Below are 18,038 nucleotides of genomic sequence, written 5' to 3' on the forward strand. Positions count from 1 at the left end.
CTCGATCTTATATCTTTTTCACAAACTCAGACTTCAGCTTCATCGCACCCAAGCTGTCAATCTTGCAATCAATATCATGATCCCCATCAATCAGGCGGATATTCTTCACCTTCGTGCCCTGTTTGACTACAAGCGAGCTACCTTTTACCTTCAGATCTTTAATGACGGTAACGGTATCGCCATCACTTAGTACATTTCCGTTGGCATCGCGGATTACTTTTGTATCCTCTGCGTTATCATTGTCTGCTTCCAAAGACCATTCATGCGCGCACTCTGGGCAAACCAACAGGTTACCATCCTCGTACGTGTACTCTGAATTACATTTGGGGCAGTTAGGCAAATTAGACATATGTATTAAACTCTCCATTCTACGATTGGCATTCCCGCAAGTATACGGGATTTCGACGGTATATTCCATACGCTTGGTCACTGCATGGATGGATTTAAACCAAATTTAAGGTTCATGCATCCCTCACTTTAAGGGTAACTACTTATGATGTAACTATTAGATACGCACTACACATACATGAATTTTAATGTCTCTATGAATGTTATTATACTTAAAACCAAAGGAGTTACTACTCATGTCCTCATATGTTTTCCCTGTGCAAATGGCTTTTTTGATCTTTGTTGTTGCGGCCATGTTTTTGCTGGTGCCGTGGTTGATCTACGGGTATCGTAAAGACGGTTTCTTCAGCTGGTCACGGTTTGGCATCAGCTTTTCGTTTATCTTTTATATTCTGGCCGCCTATTGCCTCGTCATTCTCCCGTTTCCGACTACGCGAGATACCTGTACGCAGCAAGCCGCTGACACGATCTACTACAATCTGGTTCCATTCACTTTTGTCAAAGACATCATGAAGGAAACACCCATTGTATGGACCCAGCCTTCCAGCTATCTCAGCATGATTCAAGGAAGAGCCTTTCTGCAAGTATTGTTTAACGTCCTGCTTCTCATGCCGCTGGGTGTATATATCCGTTATTTTTTTCAAAAGAGATCATTCTGGAAGTACGCCCTGCTTGGTGGATTCGGGCTCTCCTTATTCTTCGAGATCACTCAAATCACCGGATTCTACGGGTATTATAATTGTCCTTACCGCCTCTTCGATGTAGATGATCTGTTATTGAATACTTCGGGAGCAGTCATTGGATTCTTCACAGCGCCCATCCTGCTTGCTTTATTCCCATCACGTGCAAGCATTCAGGCGAAGAGTGAACAGATCGTGGAGCAAAACCGAGTGTATACTATGCCTCAATTGCTCGCGTTAATTATTGATGGAGTCGTTGTTGTCTTCCTTTCGAATCTGATATCAATCTTCACAGCATCTGATGTGATCAGTGATGCGCTAAGTACATCCATTGCTATGGTCATTGTACTGTTCTTCATACCTTGGGTGCGAAATGGGGTAACTCCAGGCTCGGCCATCTTGCGATTCCGCTATGTGAATCGTCAGACTGGCACACCTACCAGTGAATCGTTATTCAAAAGATTTGCCGCACTCTATGTTCCATGGCTGCTCGTTACGATCATTCGCTTGGTCAACGTTTATGCTTTTTCAGGTCATCAGGATGTTATGCTTCAGCCTTATCAAATGTGGATCTCACTGGGGACATTCGGCATCTATATGTTAGTCTACGCCGTGCTCTTTGTTCATGTCTTGATCGTGCTCTTCTCCCGTGGAAAACGTTCCTTCTACTTCGATGAGGTGTCCCGCACACGTGCCTCTCGTAAATAATGTTTGGAGTATAACGGCACAATGTACCTCTTCAGTGCTTACGTTCTGCTTATTATTCAGCCGGATTACAAAAAGAGGACGTTCATTATGAGATGAACGTCCTCTTTTGATCGGGCGCATAGCAGTTATTCAGAGTATCCATTCAAATAATCAGCCTGGATTATAACCCTAACAGCTCTCGCTTGGCTGCATCCGGATCATGTACAACCTCAATCTCATGGTTAAAGATTAGTGTCGCACGATCCTGCTCATATTCAGGCCAGTTCACACCTGGAACTTCAGGTTGGCCATTCTTGGCAAAGGAAATCCAGGCATCCTGTACCTTGAGGGCAAGTGCCGCCGCGGCTTCATCCGGCTCCGCATTCATGAATTTGAGGACATGCAGTGTATTAAACACAAAGAACATTTCGATGCTGTGAATCGCTCTTTTTAACAAGGGATGTTTCGGCATCACCCAATCAAATCGATACATCCACACCGGAGCATACTTCTGCTGTGCCGCAGCATATTGCAACGCTGACCGCCAGAAGAACATATCGGTCATGACTTGGGCTTGTCCATCTGCCGTTTTTGGATAACTATCCGCGATGGCTACCCGGTTCTCCAGATCTGGCGTCATAAAGTCTACGCCCTGAACCATATCGATCTCTTTTGAATAAGGCACATGTGGCTGGATGAACAGTGCACCCTCGTGTAATGTCGTACCAATCAGCACCGGAATATCCTGCGCTGAGCCTTCACTCACTGCCTGAAGTGGCATCTGTGGTAGTGTATTCCCATCCAACACAGGTTGGAACAACATTGCCATACCTGCTCCGCTCTGCTGTTTGACCGTTTCACCCGCTGCAATAATCTGCTCTACAGGAATTGTATTTAACTTCTGCAGGTTGTCCCGGTCCACCCCAAGAATCTTTAACATCCCTTCCCGCAACGCTGAAGCTTGCTCTGCCGGCATGAACTGGGATGCACCGCTCTCCATAATGGCACGTTGGAACAGTCCTTTGGCCGCTGGCATCGCCATCAGTGCTGCAATACTCATGCTGCCTGCTGATTCGCCGAACACCGTAACTTGATCCGGGTTACCACCAAAAGCAGAGATATTATCCTTCACCCACTGTAATGCCGCAACCTGATCCAGCAGACCTGCATTGGATACATATGAATCACCTAATGGAGCCATATGCAGGAATCCCAAAGGTCCTAATCGGTAGTTGATCGTCACAACGATGACGTCCCCCCGAACCGCCAACTGTGTACCATCATACATCGGCTGGCTACCCGAACCTGACACGAAGGAACCGCCGTGAATCCATACCATGACCGGCAGTGGTGTTGCTCTTTTTCCCTTAGGTGCCCAGATGTTCAGATATAAACTATCTTCTGACTCATTCGGAATTTCTGTCTGGCCTTCTGGTTGATGATTTCGTGGTTGTATATTCTCAGGTCCAAATTGAGTGGCCTGTCTGATTCCATCCCATGACTCGGGCTGTACCGGAGCCTTGAAACGCAGCTCACCTACCGGAGGTTTCGCATAGGGAATGCCTTTCCATACACTTGCGTCGTGCAAAAGTTCGCCTTGAACGGTACCATATGTCGTTTGAACCTGAAGTTCTCTCATGCCACTTCTACTTCCTCTCCGTAAATAGGTTGAATTAATGAGTATGTGCATATCATGTGTACTTATTTGAGTATAGTTTGTAATCATACGCATTTACAACTTTACCCAACTCTAGCCTCCCCTGCTACGTTTCACGTGGAACTTTATGGGGTGGATGATCTGATACATATCTTTAAGATGAACACCAAAAAGGCCACCCATTAAGCAATGTCATCAAGTTTAACTTGTCTTAATGGCATTGACCCTTAGAGTAACCCTTTCCTTTTTACCATCCAAATAACTACCCTTCTACAGGATAACTTACCGTAAACTCAGCACCCTCAATCCATTCGCTCGTAACAAAGTTCCGCCCCTTTACAACCACTCGATCCTTATAAACCTCCACATGAAGCCCTTCACTGCCCTCCAGATGTTCATCCTGATCCGTCCATAGATACCCTACAGACGACGCATTGAACATGGTTGGCATGTGGCCTGCACCATCGTACATCGTATGCTGTGCTTCCAGTTGCCAATGGGTATGACCGGAGAAGAGAATCACTTGCGGGTAATTGGCCAGAACGGCCTTGAGTTCAGCATCCTGATTCACACCATACCATCCCTGTTCCTTCGACGATCCTGCTACCGTATCCATAAGCGGCTGGTGTAAGAACAGGAAAATGGGATGATCTGGCGTTGCATGCTCAGACAATTTCGCATCCAGCCACTCCAATTGTTCGAACGACATATCGCAATCCTTCGGATGAGGTTGCTCGGTGCCCAGGAAAATATAATGATACCCATCAATCCAGTGATCGTGGTAAGAGCCCTTCATGCCTGTTGTCTCTTCAAAATCACTTAATCGGCGCTGCCATAACCCTGCGACTGTAATGGGGTTCACTCCTGAAGAGATCGGTCCCCCGTCTTGGCCCTCCTGCTCCGAAGTTACAGCAGACAACGTATAGGTCCCGACGGATAGTTTCTCAATTAGTGCAGCTGATTCAGCAGCGGTTTGTTTTGTGACCAGCTCTATATCTGCTTCCTGCTCCAACAACTCGGCTACTTCACCTTCTTTCATCTCAAGCAAAACGATCGGCGGATCTTGCCATACCACGGCTCCAATATCATGGTTACCTACCGTGTACCGGATGTCCGGCAAACTCTCCGCATGCTGCTTCCATATGCGTTGCAACTCACGATATTCGCTCGGCAGCCCCCGATCCGTCACATCGCCCACATGCATAATCCCGCTGCTCCCCTGACTAAATGTAGCTATGTCGGCTAATGCTTGGTCCAGATGCCGGTTATGAATATGGTCTGCCTCATCTCGCACATGTGTGTCCGTAATGACCTGGAAGCTAACAATAGGTTGCTCCGGTGTATGTTCATTTCCCATCAAGAATCACTCCATTTCAGTCCAATAATGCCAATCAGAATAAAAAAGATCCAGACCATCGACGTGAGCCGCAGACGTTCACCAAAAAAATAATGCCCTACGACACCAATGAGCGTAATGCCCACGCCAGACCAGATCGCATAGGCCACAGCCAGCGGCATATACTTCACTGCAAAGTTGAGAAACGTAAAACTTGCGCCATAACAGACAAACATCAACACCGAAGGCCATAACCGCGAGAATCCATCCGATACTTTCAGCAAAATGGTAGCGCTCAGCTCCAGCCCGATGGCCAGTGCCAGTAGTACCCAGCCCAAGTAGGCGTGACTGTTTGTCATCGATTCAGCCCACCATTCAGCAATTCATGGAAGGATTGAATCGTTCTATCCGCCAAGCGGATTTTTCCCGGTTCTCCAATGCCCATCCTGTACCCCGCACCAGCGGTTCGTGCCATCTCCATGTCTCCGTCCGTATCTCCAATGACCACGGTATGCTGCACGGATACACCCAACCGTTCACAGGCAAGCAGTAGCATATCGGGAAAAGGTTTGCCCCGCTCCACCAGATCTGTACCAATCACCACGTCAAAAAAGGAATCCAGTCCCATCCACTGTAAATGTTTAATTGCACTGGGTGTATCATCTGCCGTCACGACACCCATAGCGACACCTTCGCTACGGCACTGTTCAAGGAATTCTTGAACTCCCGGTAACGGACGTGCCGGACGATGCTGCTCCATCTCTTCCTCCGCTCGCGCCAAACACTCCCGGACCATAATCTTGGCTTCCGCCCAGCTGAGACCCGCACGATATCCATGCCACGTCAGCACAGCATACACTTCATCCATCGTGCCCATCGCAAGTGGCCCCCGCACATCATACCCATTCATTCGGCCTTGGTCATCGTGGAATGTACCCCAGATCTGTGGGAATTCATCTGTGTCGATACGGAGTCCTCTGGTCGCTAACTGTTCTCTGAAATCGTTCAACACACAATCAGTCCAGAACCCCCACATGCCCGTAAAATCAAGTAATGTCCCGTCCTTGTCGAACAAAACGGCTTCAATCGGATTTGGTAATCCGTCTACATACGTTTCATCTTGCATTGGTCAAACTCCTTGTCTACAATCTTTATGAACGGAAAGGACGGTACAACATGTACCGCCCTTTCCGCGTGAGTTACTTATAGTGATTAGTGATACGTTATGTTTACAATCTGGTCAGGTTCACGACCGAGTCTCTTGGAAACAGTTCTTGTCGATATCGTTATTTCGTTACACGATCCAGTTCCTTCTGTGCTTTCTCTTTCGCTTCCTTCAGCGCTTGTTCCGCTGGCATATTATTGATCTGTACCTGATCAGCTGCATCTTTTAAAGCATCATTGATCTTGCCACCCGTTGGATCCTGGAAGGGAGCCGAAGCGTGAGCTGCCTGTTGCAGTGGTACGGTGATCTGCGGATTTTCCTCACTGAACTTCATGAACTCTGGATCTTGTTGAGCAGATTGACGTACTGCGATATATCCGGTGTTCATGGACCATGAAGCTGTGTTTGAAGTCTCAGAGAAATACGTAAGCCATTTGTATGCTGCCTGTTGTTGTTCAGGCGTTGCAGCTGACGGAATACCTGCCGAAATGGCACTTGCTACCGGTTTTCCTTCACCAATACCTTCCCAGCCTGGTTGTTGCATTGCAGCGACTACGCTAAAATCCAAGTCACCTTGGTCACCACTAGATCCGGTGTAACCTGCTGCTTTATTTTTCATCACATCATCAATCGTTTTGTACCAGTACTCCCAGCCCTGACCTCCATAATGAATGCCCATAATCTTGTCTTCGTTGATCCATTTACGGAACAGGTCCCATGTCTCGATCCATTCCGGAGAGTCGATCATAACGGTTTTGCCATCGTCGCTAAGAATCTGTCCGCCCTTACCCAGCACGGCATCAATCATATTGTCTCTACCCCACATTGGTTCCCAACCGTAGAAGGTGGTCTTGCCATTTTCTTGCTTGCTCATCTTCGCTGCCGCCTCAGCCAGCTTCTCCCAAGTCGTCAGACTCGCTGGGTCGATTCCGTTCTCCTTGAACGTATCCATACGGTAATACATGATTTGAGTCGTACCGTACATTGGCAAAAAGTATTGCTTTCCATCCACCTGTCCCTGGTTCAGGAATGTCTGAATGAAATCGTCTTTCTTAAAATTCGGATCAGCGGCAATCATCTCATCCATGGGTGCATAATATCCTTTGCGTGCCCAGTCTATATTGGAGCTGAGTACAGCGGCTGGAACCTTCTTGGAAGCAATTGCTGCTTGCAGCTTCTGTTCCGTTTCCGTGTAATCTGCTTGTACAATCCCTTTTACAACGACTTCGTTCTGGGAGGCGTTGAACGCATCAATCGTCTTTTTCATGTTATCGCCCAGATTACCACCCAGACCATACCAGAACTCAATCTCCACCGGATCTTTCGCCTGAGCTTCGGTTCCACTGGCGGCAGCCGTCGTGCCTGATTCTGCGGGTGCTTGTGTTCCACAAGCGGTCAGTAGAGCAAAGCTGGTCGCGAGTACCAGCGACATGCCACTCTTCCAGTTCAACCTCAATCTCTTTTTCCATGTCATGCTTGCCTGACTCCAATTCATTGTTGTTCCTCCCGTTTTAGGTGAATGGTAGTGCATATCAGTTCTTGTTCACACCAGCCGTGATATTCACGCTCTGCATGATGGTCTTCTGGGTGAACAGGAAGAGAATAAGTAGGGGTGCGATGGTGAAGGCACTCGCAGCCATAATCTGTGGCCAAGCAAGTCCATATGCCCCACCTTCTACAAAGAAGCTGCGCAGACCCGCCGATACCAGCTGTAAGTCAGGGTCTTTGGTGATGAGCATAGGCCAGAAATAGTTGTTGTACTGTTCAATAAACGTAATCAGCACCATCACGGCGAAGCTTGAGCGAACAAGCGGCGTAATAATCGTCCAGAGAATCCGGAAGTGGGATGCACCGTCCAGTTGTCCGGCTTCCACCAATTCATGAGATACCTGCATGAACGCCTGCCGGATCAGGAAGATCGAGAACACGCTGACACAGTTGGATACAATCAAGCCTGTGTAGGAATCCAGCAGGTTAAGTTCGCTAAGTACCAGGTAACTAGGCAGATACACGGCCGTACTCGGTATCATATAACCCACCAGAATCAGGGATGTCAGTGCACCTTTGATACGGAATTTCATATGTGTCAGGGCGTACGCCATCATACTGGAGTTGACGATCTGAAATAAACAGATGGCTAAGGCTACCCCGGTACTGTTCAGGATGTAACGGGCAAATGGTGCCGCGTTCCAGGCATCCACATAGTTGCTCCATAGGAACGTCTCCGGCCAGAAGGTCGGCGGGAACTGCCAGATCTCATCATTGGTTTTGAACCCGCTAATGACCATCCAATAGAAGGGAAAGGCTGTACCCAGCGCGATAATGGCTAACAGAAGGTAGCGGATTAATTTACTTATTTTAAAATTCGGTTGTGACACGTTCTGCAACTCCTTGCGCTTCATCCGTTTAGACTTTTTGTTGGGCAATGTCATTGTCATTAGTAGTGCACCAGACGTCTGCCAAGCAGGAAGGATACTCCCGAGAGCAACACGCAGATCAGAATGATCACAACGGCGATGGACGAAGCTTCACCTACGTTAAAGGATTCGAATGCAGACTGGTAATACATGTACAGCAACGTTCTCGTTGATCCCGCCGGTCCACCCTGCGTCATGACATTGATCTGGTCATAGGCTTGCAAGGACTGGATGGTAAGAATAATTGAGAGAAAAAACGTCGTTGGTGAGATCAGCGGCAATGTGATACTTCTGAACTTATCCCAACCGTTTGCACCATCGATTGAAGCTGCTTCGAGCAGATCGGAAGGTAGATTTCGTAGTGCAACGAGATAAAATACCATCGCCCACCCAATCGACTTCCAGAGCGTGACGATCAGAACAGCAACCAATGCCCAGTCCGCGTCACGCAACCAGCCGATCGGAGATACGCCTACCCAGCCCAGCATCAGATTAGCGAGTCCCACTTCGGGCTCGAAGATCCAGGACCACGCAATGGACACCGCAACTGTCGGGGTGACCCAAGGTGAGAAGAGTAATGTCCGGAAGATGCCGGATGATTTGATCTTGCTAATCATGAGCATCGCAAGCGCCAATCCGCCCACAATAGTTGGGATTACACTCCCCAGTCCGAATAACAAGGTTACTTTCAGTGATCGATAGAATTCAGAGTTTGTCAGCAGATAACTGTAATTGTCCAAACCAACAAACAACTTGTCCGGGCTCATGAAGTCCCAATCGGTGAAACTGAGATAAACGATATATCCCAGAGGTCCCAGCCAGAAGATCAGCAATGGGATTAGAGCTGGCAGCGTGAATAGTACCGCCTCAGACTCCCTCCATAGTTTTAAACGCAAATCCCCCACTCCTTACTGTCCAATTTTTCTTTAATGATTGGGAATTTTTGAGTATAATCAGCTTTATATTTATTCTGTACAAAATTGATTGTACACTCGTATTGAAAATTCTAATTCCGGCTTATGTTAAAATTGGAGCAAGTCATGTAAAATATGAGGCAGCTAGTGGGAACGCTATCATAAACCAGAGGTGACATTGTGGGAAAAGAAACCGCCGGGAACCCGAATCATTCTTCGTTACCTGATCGGCATGCGCTGAGGGAGAGAGTCATTGAGGCCATCGCCAATACGATGGATCTATATGGGGTTAATCATACGTTTGGCAAATTGTACGGCATCATGTATTTTGAGGATCGACCGATGACACTTGAAGAGATGAAAAACTCGATGAATATGAGCAAGAGCAACATGAGCTATGCGGTTCGTTCGCTTACAGAATCACAGATGATCTATAAACTGGAGGAAAAGAAGGAGCGCCAGGATCAATATCTGGCTGAGACCGACTTCTATCGTACGTTCCAGAATTTCTTCGGGGCCAAGCTCCAACGGGAAGTAGATGTCATGTTAGAAGGCATTCGCGAGGTCATTCCTGACCTGTCGGCAATGATCCTTTCGGAACATACCTCTTCTGAAGATCGAGATGATGCACTGCGTGATCTGCACAAACTCCAACATGCGGAGCAATACTACGTCTGGTTACAAGGATTCGTGGATCAGTTGCGGGATGGTAAGTTTTACGAGAATGCTTCACACACGCCCGATAAAGAGTAGTACAACTGCGTAAACAGAATAACTAATGGGTGATCAAGCGCTAACCAACCTAGACCAATGTTAAGTCACACTAAAGCGCAAAAAGGAGCTGTTCCTAGCCAATGTATGGCTTTTGGAACAGCTCTTTTTTTATTCTATCTATTGTATTGTCATATCCTATCCGTTTTTAGGGGTTTTCTTTTCCATATACTACTGCATTAATGACCCCTTTTTTTCTTTTTAAAATATTACTTTTGCGCTGCAGCTTCGATATCTGCATATGCCCAGTGGGATGAAGGTACATCACTGAACGTTGGCGTAACTTCGCCAGTTAGTGGTGTGCGGTTGAACAATACATTCAACACTTTCACGGCTTCCGCACGTGTCAGCTTGCTATCCGGTTTGAATGTACCATCGTTGTATCCCACCATTAGACCGGCGGATTGCACGTATGCAATCGCATCTGCTGCCCACAGGTCTGCGGATACATCTGTGAAGGAAACTGCTGGACCATTCACGGTTGTTGCACTCGCTTGTTGCTGCGTCCAGCGATACGCAATCGTTGCCATCTGTGCACGGGTGATCGAGCCTTCCGGTGCAAATTGGGTGTTACTCATGCCGTTCATGATGCCAGCGGATTGCGCTTTTTGAATCTCACTTGTTGCCCAGTGTGTTGCAGATACATCCTTGTAGCTCACGCTATTCACGGAACCTGCTGCCGCTTCAGTTGGAAGATTGCGAGCTAGCATGGCTGCCATCTGTGCACGTGTTACGAATGCATCCGGGCGGAAATCCGCACCAAATCCTTGGATGTACGGTTGATGTGTACTTTGTGAAGCTTTCAGTCCATCCACAACAACGAGGGTGAACGTACTGAATTTTGTTACGGTAAATTCGATGCCTTCGCTATTATCCGCGAGTTGCACCAGTTTGCCTTGAATCAATTCTTTTGTGCCGTCACTGTGTTCGATATAGATCGCCAGGTTGTCCAATGCTTGCTGACGAGCAGCCGGATCGGTTGGCAGACTGTCACGCAGTGGCAACGTGAGTGTCACTTCGCGGCTCTGCATATTCGTGTCGATCTCTACAGGACGAGCCAATACACGAACATTCGTATTCGGAGCAACTTGTTGAATCAACTGTTCTTTCTTCGCACGTTCTTCGACTTCTTTACGTTCCGATTCCTGTTTCAGTGGAACGACGCGGAAGTACAAATCTTGATCGAATCCTGCGATGGAATTCGTCGGAACGGAGATCACTACATTTTCAGTGGAGATTTCAAGTTTCAGTGAACCATCATTCAGTTCTTTCACCGCTGCCTTAGGCAGTTCAATACGTGTCTCGGACACGGCATCTTTGGTGTCTGGGATGACAATGCGTGCGGTGTTCATGTTCAATTGCTTCGCTTTTTCAACAGATTCCTTGGCAATCGCTTCGGTCATTTTCACCAGGTCTTTGATCGTGCCGTTGGTTTCGGTTGTACGGGTAATTGGCGTTTTGGTCAGGTTGGTACCGTTTGTTCCATTAACGTCAACCACGATCTGCTCTTGTTTCGTTGTTGGAGCAGGTGTAGAGGTTACTGGTGTAGTTGTTACAGGCGCCGTAGATCCGCCGCCACCACCAGTGTTTCCGCCAGGATTAGGTGTTGGAGTATTGGATGTAAACGTAAGTGTTGTCCATTTCCATGCCGGTGTGTTGCCTTTGGCTCTTACACGAACCACAATTATTTGGTTGCCCTCAAATCGATCTGTATTGGTAAATTTATTCCAAGTCTCCCCATTATCTTTGGAATATTCCATCGTTTCATCTGCACCGATAACCACATTGGCTGTATCATCAGCAGTCACTTTAGGCGCTGGGGGAGCAAAGAACAAGTCAAATGCTCTTTGAATATCTTTAATTTTTTCATATCCTCCATCAGGTCGTTCACTAAGCATCCACTCTGCGAGTTGTTGCTGTTCCGCATTCGTTGATAATGTTACTATCTGGTCAAACTTCAGAGGGGATTCCTGAAGACTTAATTCTGGATTGTTGGCTAAAAGTATTTGGTACTGCATTTGAAGCATTTGGTACAAATTCAAGTTATTTAATATCTCACTCGCTGTCTCTGCTTGGTTAATTGAAGGGAACTCTTCAGATAGCGTAAACATTAGACCTACAGACGATTCAGTGTCCATTGCAACAGAAGTGAACTTCGCAATATAAGCAATTAACTGCTGATCCGCCTGGTTAGCTTTCAGATAAAAATCTGCTGCTCTCTTGAACTGTTCAAACTCTTCTTCAGAAAACAGATTAGCACCCTTTGCAATGACCTGATCGTAAATGTTATTTAATGCAGAAGCCATATCTCGGTAATCTAACCGATACCCCAAAAGGATATTGATACTTATATCTACAATAAATTGAACCTGATCTCCATTGTAAGATCCCGATCTCGGAGTCAACTGCACTAACGTAGCAGCAACTGTCTTTTGTTCTTGATCTGTTAGCTCACTAAACGCTCCAGGATGATTGAGCAGATCTGTATTTTTTAATATGGATAACACTGTAACTTTATCCTTGAGAACTATCGCTGCGTTCAGCTGCTTCAGCGATTGCTTCTCAGGAGTGCCAAAGAACTCATCAAATGCTTCTTGCGCGGATTTATATGTTAAATAGCCATTACCCGGCTTTTTCAACAGCATCCAGTCAGTAAGCTTTTCCATTTCAGTCATGTTGGAGGAAATGCTTTTCATTTTACTAAAATCAAGCGGGAATGTACCAACGAGGGTCTCTTTATCTGTGCCTTTAAACGCCTCTGCTTGTTCTTGTAGCTGATATAAATCCATTAGCGCATTAATCATTTCACTTTGTGTTGAGGCATTCGTGAAATTGATAATTTGGCTCGATGCCATAGAAAGATTCATAACTGATTCTTCAAGGGATGAATTATTAGCAATTCGTTGTAGTTTAATTTTGAATGCCAATACATTCTGTTCCAGATCAGAAGCTAGAAGATATCGATCTAGCATCGGTTTCATCATATTCAGATATTCAGGACTAACCGCCGCTGCAAAAATAAGAGATTTGTCGTAATAAGCAGTCAGTCTTTCTTGGACATCGGACAATTCATTTACTTTCGATACTGAAATGCCTTGTTGAATATAATCTACCAAAAATTGAACCTCACTGTTACTCTGATACGCATTAACAGGCTCATTCATATGTCCCGCTAATGTTACCAGTGCATTCTGTTCTTCCAGGGGAAGAGATTCAAAATCCGGCGTCGTAGTGATAAAATTTTCATTTTCGAACAGTTCAGTTATTTTAGCTGCATCAAAGTTTTGACCAATAGAGTTATTGAATCCATTCAGCGGTGTAGTAAATTTAATGGATTGCATCTGATAAGCAGTTTCCATACTGTATCTATCCTGAACAATTACATTGAAATAATAGGTCTCACCATCGCTTAAACCCGTAATTTGTTGGTGAAAAGTACCATCTGTAGATTCCGAACCCTGAATCCAACGGTTATAGGAATAATCGGTTGTGTGACCGTTAATTGTAGCAGCGTCTATTAGATTCGGTTCGTCAGATAAGAAAACCCGATAATATAAATCAGGCGGGGAAGTAGAATCGGAATAGGCGTATGTCCAACTAATTTCAACCGAGTTGTCATCTACACCTTTCACTGTAATTAGGCCATTGTTCCCTGGATTGGTATATCCTCCTGCACTTACCTTTCCTGCTGGTGCCAGCCATGGAGCTACCAACACCAAAATGAGCAACATGCTCATTATTTTTCTGTATTGCATCTTTTCTTTCCTCCCTAATCTCGCTTCTCTAAGATAGGCCTATTGTAGTACACAACTCTGAACGGATTCTGAACAACAGAGCAAATAAAAGGGTTTAAAACCATTTATTTAGATATAATTAGTAAAAATACTCATTTTTTTCGTCATTATTCAACATTTTTATTTTGAGATATATTATCTAAGACCTATAAAAATATATACCGCGAGTTTAATCAAATCTTAGAATATACTTCCCTGAATTTCAGTAGAACAAAGAAGACCACCCTATTTGGGGTGGCCTTCTTTGTTCTACTTTATTAGCTTGCTCATAACTAAACTGCCTGCTGTAAGCCTCTTAATCTTGCAAAGATATTATTACTGCGCTGCAGCTTCAATATCTGCATATGCCCAGTGTGTATCTGGTACATCACTGAACGTTGGCGTAACTGCACCAGTTAGAGGTGTGCGGTTGAATAATACATTCAGCACTTTCACCGCTTCAGCACGGGTCAGCTTACTGTCCGGTTTGAATGTACCATCGTTGTAACCAACCATCAGGCCAGCAGATTGCACGTATGCAATCGCATCTGCTGCCCACAGGTCTGCGGATACGTCTGTGAAGGACACTGCTGTACCATTCACTGTTGTATTACTCGCTTGTTGCTGCATCCAGCGATAAGCAATGGTAGCCATCTGTGCACGGGTGATCGAACCTTTCGGTGCAAATTGAGTGTTGCTCATGCCGTTCATGATGCCAGCGGATTGCGCTTTTTGAATCTCACTTGTTGCCCAGTGTGTCGCAGATACATCCTTGTAGCTCAAGCTACTCACGGAACCTGCTGCCGCTTCAGTTGGAAGATTGCGAGCCAGCATGGCTGCCATCTGTGCACGTGTTACGAATGCATCCGGGCGGAAATCTGCACCAAAACCTTGGATGTACGGTTGATGTGTACTTTGTGAAGCTTTCAGTCCATCCACAACAACGAGGGTGAACGTACTGAATTTTGTTACGGTAAATTCGATGCCTTCGCTATTATTCGTGAGTTTCACCAATTTGCCTTGGATCAATTCTTTTGTGCCGTCACTGTGTTCGATATAGATCGCCAGGTTGTCCAATGCTTGCTGACGAGCAGCCGGATCGGTTGGCAGACTGTCACGCAGTGGCAATGTGAGTGTCACTTCGCGGCTCTGCATATTCGTGTCGATCTCTACCGGACGAGCCAGTACACGAACATTCGTATTCGGAGCAACTTGTTGAATCAACTGCTCTTTCTTCGCACGTTCTTCAACTTCTTTGCGCTCCGATTCCTTTTTCAAAGGTACAACGCGGAAGTACAAGTCTTGATCGAATCCAGCGATGGAATTCGTCGGAACGGAAATCACTACATTCTCTGTAGAGATTTCAAGTTTGAGCGAACCATCATTTAGTTCTTTTACCGCTGCTTTAGGAAGTTCAATACGTGTCTCGGACACGGAATCTTTAGTGTCTGGAATAACAATGCGTGCGGTGTTCATATTCAATTGTTTCGCTTTTTCCACCGATTCCTTGGCAATGGCTTCGGTCATTTTCACCAGATCTTTGATCGTGCCGTTGGTTTCGGTTGTACGGGTAATTGGTGTTTTGGTCAGGTTGGTGCCGTTTGTTCCATTAACATCAACCACGATCTGCTCTTGTTTCGTTGTTGGTGCAGGTGTAGACGTTACTGGCGTAGTCGTAGATGATCCGCCACCACCACCTGTGTTACCACCCGGGTTAGGCGTTGGCGTATTGCCATTATCTGTGCTGCTATCACCATTCTGTGTAAAGACAAACTTCACGGCGCGGCCTGGCAGTTCATCGCTGATTGCTTTGTAACGAACCCATACCGTTTTGTTACCGCTAAGGTCCATTTTTTGAATGAAGGCAACATCAATCCAGTGCAGCTTATTGTCAAAGGATATCTCCATCGTGCTGTCCAAGCCCGTTAGGGTGTTATTGATGTCATTCCCCTTCACATTAGGAGCCGTAAAGAATCGGTTAAATACATTTTGTAGATTCCCAACATCCTCATACCTGTCTTGTTCATTTAGGACCCATTCAGCCAATTCCTTCTGGCCTTCAGGACTAAGTTCTGCTCTTTTGGATAAATCAAGAGCGCCTCTAAGATTAAATTTGTACTTGCTGAAGAACGCTTCACCTTTAATCTGATCTTTCATTGCTTTATCAAGCCATTGATCCATTCGTGGTATAGAAGTAGCTTGCTCAAATGAATCGATAGGCATAGAGAGGAGATTCAGGACAATCTCAGGATCAACAATATCCCCTTTAGACACTCCTTCCAACCTTTCGAATGCAACTAGATGCAAGTAATTATATGCCAGTACACCTTTATCTACTTTGCTACGTTCCAAATGTTGTTGTCCAATGCTACGTAACACATAGGTCTGTTGGTCATTAAAGTGATTAGGTCCATTTACTAATTGCTGAGCGAGCAGATCCAGCTTATTCCTAAGAACACTGAGTTCCCTCTGCTCCCAAACGGATTGGGCCAGAACAGCAAGTTCCATCATATATTGGACCTGTTCTTTATTTTTGTAATCTTTATTTACATATTCAATCAAGAATCCCGCAATGAAATCTCTAACTTGCAAAGACAAAGCACCGTATCCGTTAGGCAGAGTGATACCCAGATCTGGATCTTCCATAGCTAAACGCATAGCCGCTATATTACCATTAGTTTTTGCAGTATTTAAGACAGTCAATGGATCGCTTTCGTTATCATCCGGGAAAAATTTATTAAATGCAGTCTGAATTTCTTCAAAACTTGCATATCCACCAAGTGGTCTTTCACTAAGCATATATTCTGCCAATTCTTCTTGTTCTTCGGAAGTAAGATCATTCAATTTGCTAACATCCAAAGGGAATTTTCCAAGTGGTTTTTCTTGGTTTTCTTCTTTGGAATTATACGATTCAATATCTTCTTGAATTTCTAACATATTTATTAACTTGTTCACCATCTCTTCTACTGTTGTTACCTTGTTAATAAAAGGGGTGTCTTCCAATGCAGATTTTGTATAATCGAGTATTTGTGAAATATCAAGATTTCTGGTGAGTTTACCCTCATATCTGAAAGCTGCCATACGTCTTTCAATTTCAGAGGAATCAAGATAATAGTGGATACGTTCATAGTACTCATTATCTTCTTCCTGGTTATGAAATTGTAGCTGTAGTCGCTCTGCTTGTTTATTAAAAAATGCATCAAGGACTTCTCTGGAGTCAAGTCCACCAATTTCTCGAGGAAGATTCCGAGCTTGCAAGGCTAATTGCACTACATATTGGACTTGTTCCTTACTCTCATATCTACTAGATGCTGGTGGGCTTGACTCCTTTAACATGTACTCTGCAATCTCATATTGCTCATCCTCAGACAACGATTCAAAATCGGGATCAGCTAAGAAGTCTTTGTTACTAAACAGCTCCATTACTTCTGGTATAAAATCGGTGTAATTATCCAAAACTTTTCTCTCTTTAACATCGTTGAATTGCTCCAACGGACTCAGCTGTGTATTCGGATTGAATGATTTCATCTGATAGGAGGCTTCCATATCATCTTGATCTACAACCATCACATTATAATAGAGCGTTTCGCTGGTATCTAAACCTTGAAATATTTTGGAGAACGTATCGTCATTAGATGTTGAACCCAACACCCAATCCTCATCTCCATACTCTAGATTGTCCCTGATCTCTGTCATGTTGTTCAGATTAGGAGTATTAGAAACAAAGACCTGATATTTTAGGTTACGAGTTTCAGTGGTGTCAGAGAAACCAGCGCCCCAACGCACCTCTATGTTATTATCATCAGTAAGCTTGACTGTGATTTTCCCATCATTTCCTGGTACAGGATATGAGCCACCTGCACTAACCTTCCCTGCTGGTGCCAACCACGGAGCTATTAACACCATAATGAGCACCAAACTAATTATTTTCCTATAATTCATGTACTTGATCCTCCCTATCTCATGTTTTTTACATATAAATTCAATCCATCTGATACGTAAGGCCTATTGTAGTGCACTGCGATAAACAGAATCTAAACAAAAAGAGTAAATAAAAGGAAAAAGATCCATCCTGTAGTACAAAAATAGGATGGATCTCAATTTTTTTCGCCAAAATTCATCATTTTATTTTAAAACAGTATTCTTTGGGACCTATATAACTCCGGCTCTTAAATCAAGGTGTACCCGCCATCCACATACAATGTGCTGCCCGTCGTGAACATATTGGCCATCAGATACGTAACTGTATGTGCAATTTCTTCATTGTGCCATCAAGGGTAAAAATAACGC

Annotated in this window: 12 protein-coding genes; 2 read left to right on the forward strand and 10 right to left on the reverse strand. The window is 45.1% G+C overall.

What is annotated here, in order from left to right; translation table 11 throughout:
- Positions 1-7: 7 nt before the first annotated feature.
- Positions 8-349 (reverse strand): zinc ribbon domain-containing protein YjdM, encoded by a 342-nt coding sequence (locus MHI48_RS29745; protein ID WP_036612305.1) that lies wholly within the window; start codon positions 347-349, stop codon positions 8-10.
- Positions 350-584: 235 nt separating this feature from the next.
- Between MHI48_RS29745 and MHI48_RS29750 the strand changes: the two genes are divergently transcribed.
- Positions 585-1,736 carry a VanZ family protein gene (locus tag MHI48_RS29750; protein WP_076329208.1) on the forward strand — a complete coding sequence of 384 codons (1,152 nt, stop codon included), beginning with the start codon at positions 585-587 and terminating at the stop codon, positions 1,734-1,736.
- Positions 1,737-1,896: 160 nt separating this feature from the next.
- On the opposite strand, the gene MHI48_RS29755 is transcribed toward MHI48_RS29750, so the two are convergent.
- From MHI48_RS29755 to MHI48_RS29785, 7 genes are all read right to left on the reverse strand, one after another.
- On the reverse strand, positions 1,897-3,354 hold the full coding sequence (locus tag MHI48_RS29755) for a carboxylesterase/lipase family protein (protein WP_405142581.1): 1,458 nt from the start codon (positions 3,352-3,354) through the stop codon (positions 1,897-1,899).
- Positions 3,355-3,634: 280 nt separating this feature from the next.
- The gene (locus MHI48_RS29760) at positions 3,635-4,729 is read right to left on the reverse strand and encodes a metallophosphoesterase (RefSeq protein ID WP_076329206.1); all 1,095 of its coding nucleotides are present in this window, start codon (positions 4,727-4,729) and stop codon (positions 3,635-3,637) included.
- Positions 4,729-5,067, reverse strand: a complete 339-nt coding sequence (locus MHI48_RS29765) for a multidrug efflux SMR transporter (protein ID WP_083677513.1) — start codon at positions 5,065-5,067, stop codon at positions 4,729-4,731. The genes MHI48_RS29760 and MHI48_RS29765 overlap by 1 nt, the downstream gene beginning before the upstream one ends.
- Entirely contained in the window at positions 5,064-5,834 is a 771-nt protein-coding gene (locus MHI48_RS29770) for an HAD family hydrolase (RefSeq protein ID WP_076329205.1), read from the reverse strand. The genes MHI48_RS29765 and MHI48_RS29770 overlap by 4 nt, the downstream gene beginning before the upstream one ends.
- A 160-nt stretch (positions 5,835-5,994) precedes the next feature.
- A complete protein-coding gene (locus tag MHI48_RS29775; protein WP_076329204.1) occupies positions 5,995-7,368 on the reverse strand; it encodes an ABC transporter substrate-binding protein in 1,374 nt (457 codons plus the stop codon).
- Between the two features lie 37 nt (positions 7,369-7,405).
- On the reverse strand, positions 7,406-8,251 hold the full coding sequence (locus MHI48_RS29780; protein ID WP_245838417.1) for a carbohydrate ABC transporter permease: 846 nt from the start codon (positions 8,249-8,251) through the stop codon (positions 7,406-7,408).
- A 59-nt stretch (positions 8,252-8,310) separates the two neighbouring features.
- Positions 8,311-9,186: a carbohydrate ABC transporter permease gene (locus tag MHI48_RS29785; protein WP_076329203.1), complete on the reverse strand. Its 876-nt coding sequence runs from the start codon at positions 9,184-9,186 to the stop codon at positions 8,311-8,313.
- Positions 9,187-9,384: 198 nt separating this feature from the next.
- Between MHI48_RS29785 and MHI48_RS29790 the strand changes: the two genes are divergently transcribed.
- Positions 9,385-9,957: a GbsR/MarR family transcriptional regulator gene (locus MHI48_RS29790; protein ID WP_076320388.1), complete on the forward strand. Its 573-nt coding sequence runs from the start codon at positions 9,385-9,387 to the stop codon at positions 9,955-9,957.
- Positions 9,958-10,184: 227 nt separating this feature from the next.
- Here the strand turns inward: MHI48_RS29790 and MHI48_RS29795 are convergent, their stop codons facing one another.
- Both MHI48_RS29795 and MHI48_RS29800 read right to left on the reverse strand, forming a co-directional pair.
- Positions 10,185-13,730, reverse strand: a complete 3,546-nt coding sequence (locus tag MHI48_RS29795; RefSeq protein ID WP_405142585.1) for a DUF4073 domain-containing protein — start codon at positions 13,728-13,730, stop codon at positions 10,185-10,187.
- Positions 13,731-14,084: 354 nt separating this feature from the next.
- The gene (locus MHI48_RS29800) at positions 14,085-17,690 is read right to left on the reverse strand and encodes an S-layer homology domain-containing protein (RefSeq protein WP_405142587.1); all 3,606 of its coding nucleotides are present in this window, start codon (positions 17,688-17,690) and stop codon (positions 14,085-14,087) included.
- Positions 17,691-18,038 lie beyond the last annotated feature (348 nt).

Origin of the sequence: Paenibacillus sp. FSL H7-0942 (assembly GCF_045040715.1) — a bacterium.
In the GTDB taxonomy this organism is placed as follows: Bacteria; Bacillota; Bacilli; order Paenibacillales; family Paenibacillaceae; genus Paenibacillus; species Paenibacillus amylolyticus.

What these genes read in the sequence shown, in the direction of transcription:
- MHI48_RS29795 (WP_405142585.1), bottom strand. Translation starts at nt 13,730, where the DNA reads ATGCAATACAGAAAAATAATGAGCATGTTGCTCATTTTGGTGTTGGTA.
- MHI48_RS29775 (WP_076329204.1), bottom strand. Translation starts at nt 7,368, where the DNA reads ATGAATTGGAGTCAGGCAAGCATGACATGGAAAAAGAGATTGAGGTTG.
- MHI48_RS29800 (WP_405142587.1), bottom strand. Translation starts at nt 17,690, where the DNA reads ATGAATTATAGGAAAATAATTAGTTTGGTGCTCATTATGGTGTTAATA.
- MHI48_RS29770 (WP_076329205.1), bottom strand. Translation starts at nt 5,834, where the DNA reads ATGCAAGATGAAACGTATGTAGACGGATTACCAAATCCGATTGAAGCC.
- MHI48_RS29760 (WP_076329206.1), bottom strand. Translation starts at nt 4,729, where the DNA reads ATGGGAAATGAACATACACCGGAGCAACCTATTGTTAGCTTCCAGGTC.
- MHI48_RS29750 (WP_076329208.1), top strand. Translation starts at nt 585, where the DNA reads ATGTCCTCATATGTTTTCCCTGTGCAAATGGCTTTTTTGATCTTTGTT.
- MHI48_RS29755 (WP_405142581.1), bottom strand. Translation starts at nt 3,354, where the DNA reads ATGAGAGAACTTCAGGTTCAAACGACATATGGTACCGTTCAAGGCGAA.
- MHI48_RS29765 (WP_083677513.1), bottom strand. Translation starts at nt 5,067, where the DNA reads ATGACAAACAGTCACGCCTACTTGGGCTGGGTACTACTGGCACTGGCC.
- MHI48_RS29745 (WP_036612305.1), bottom strand. Translation starts at nt 349, where the DNA reads ATGTCTAATTTGCCTAACTGCCCCAAATGTAATTCAGAGTACACGTAC.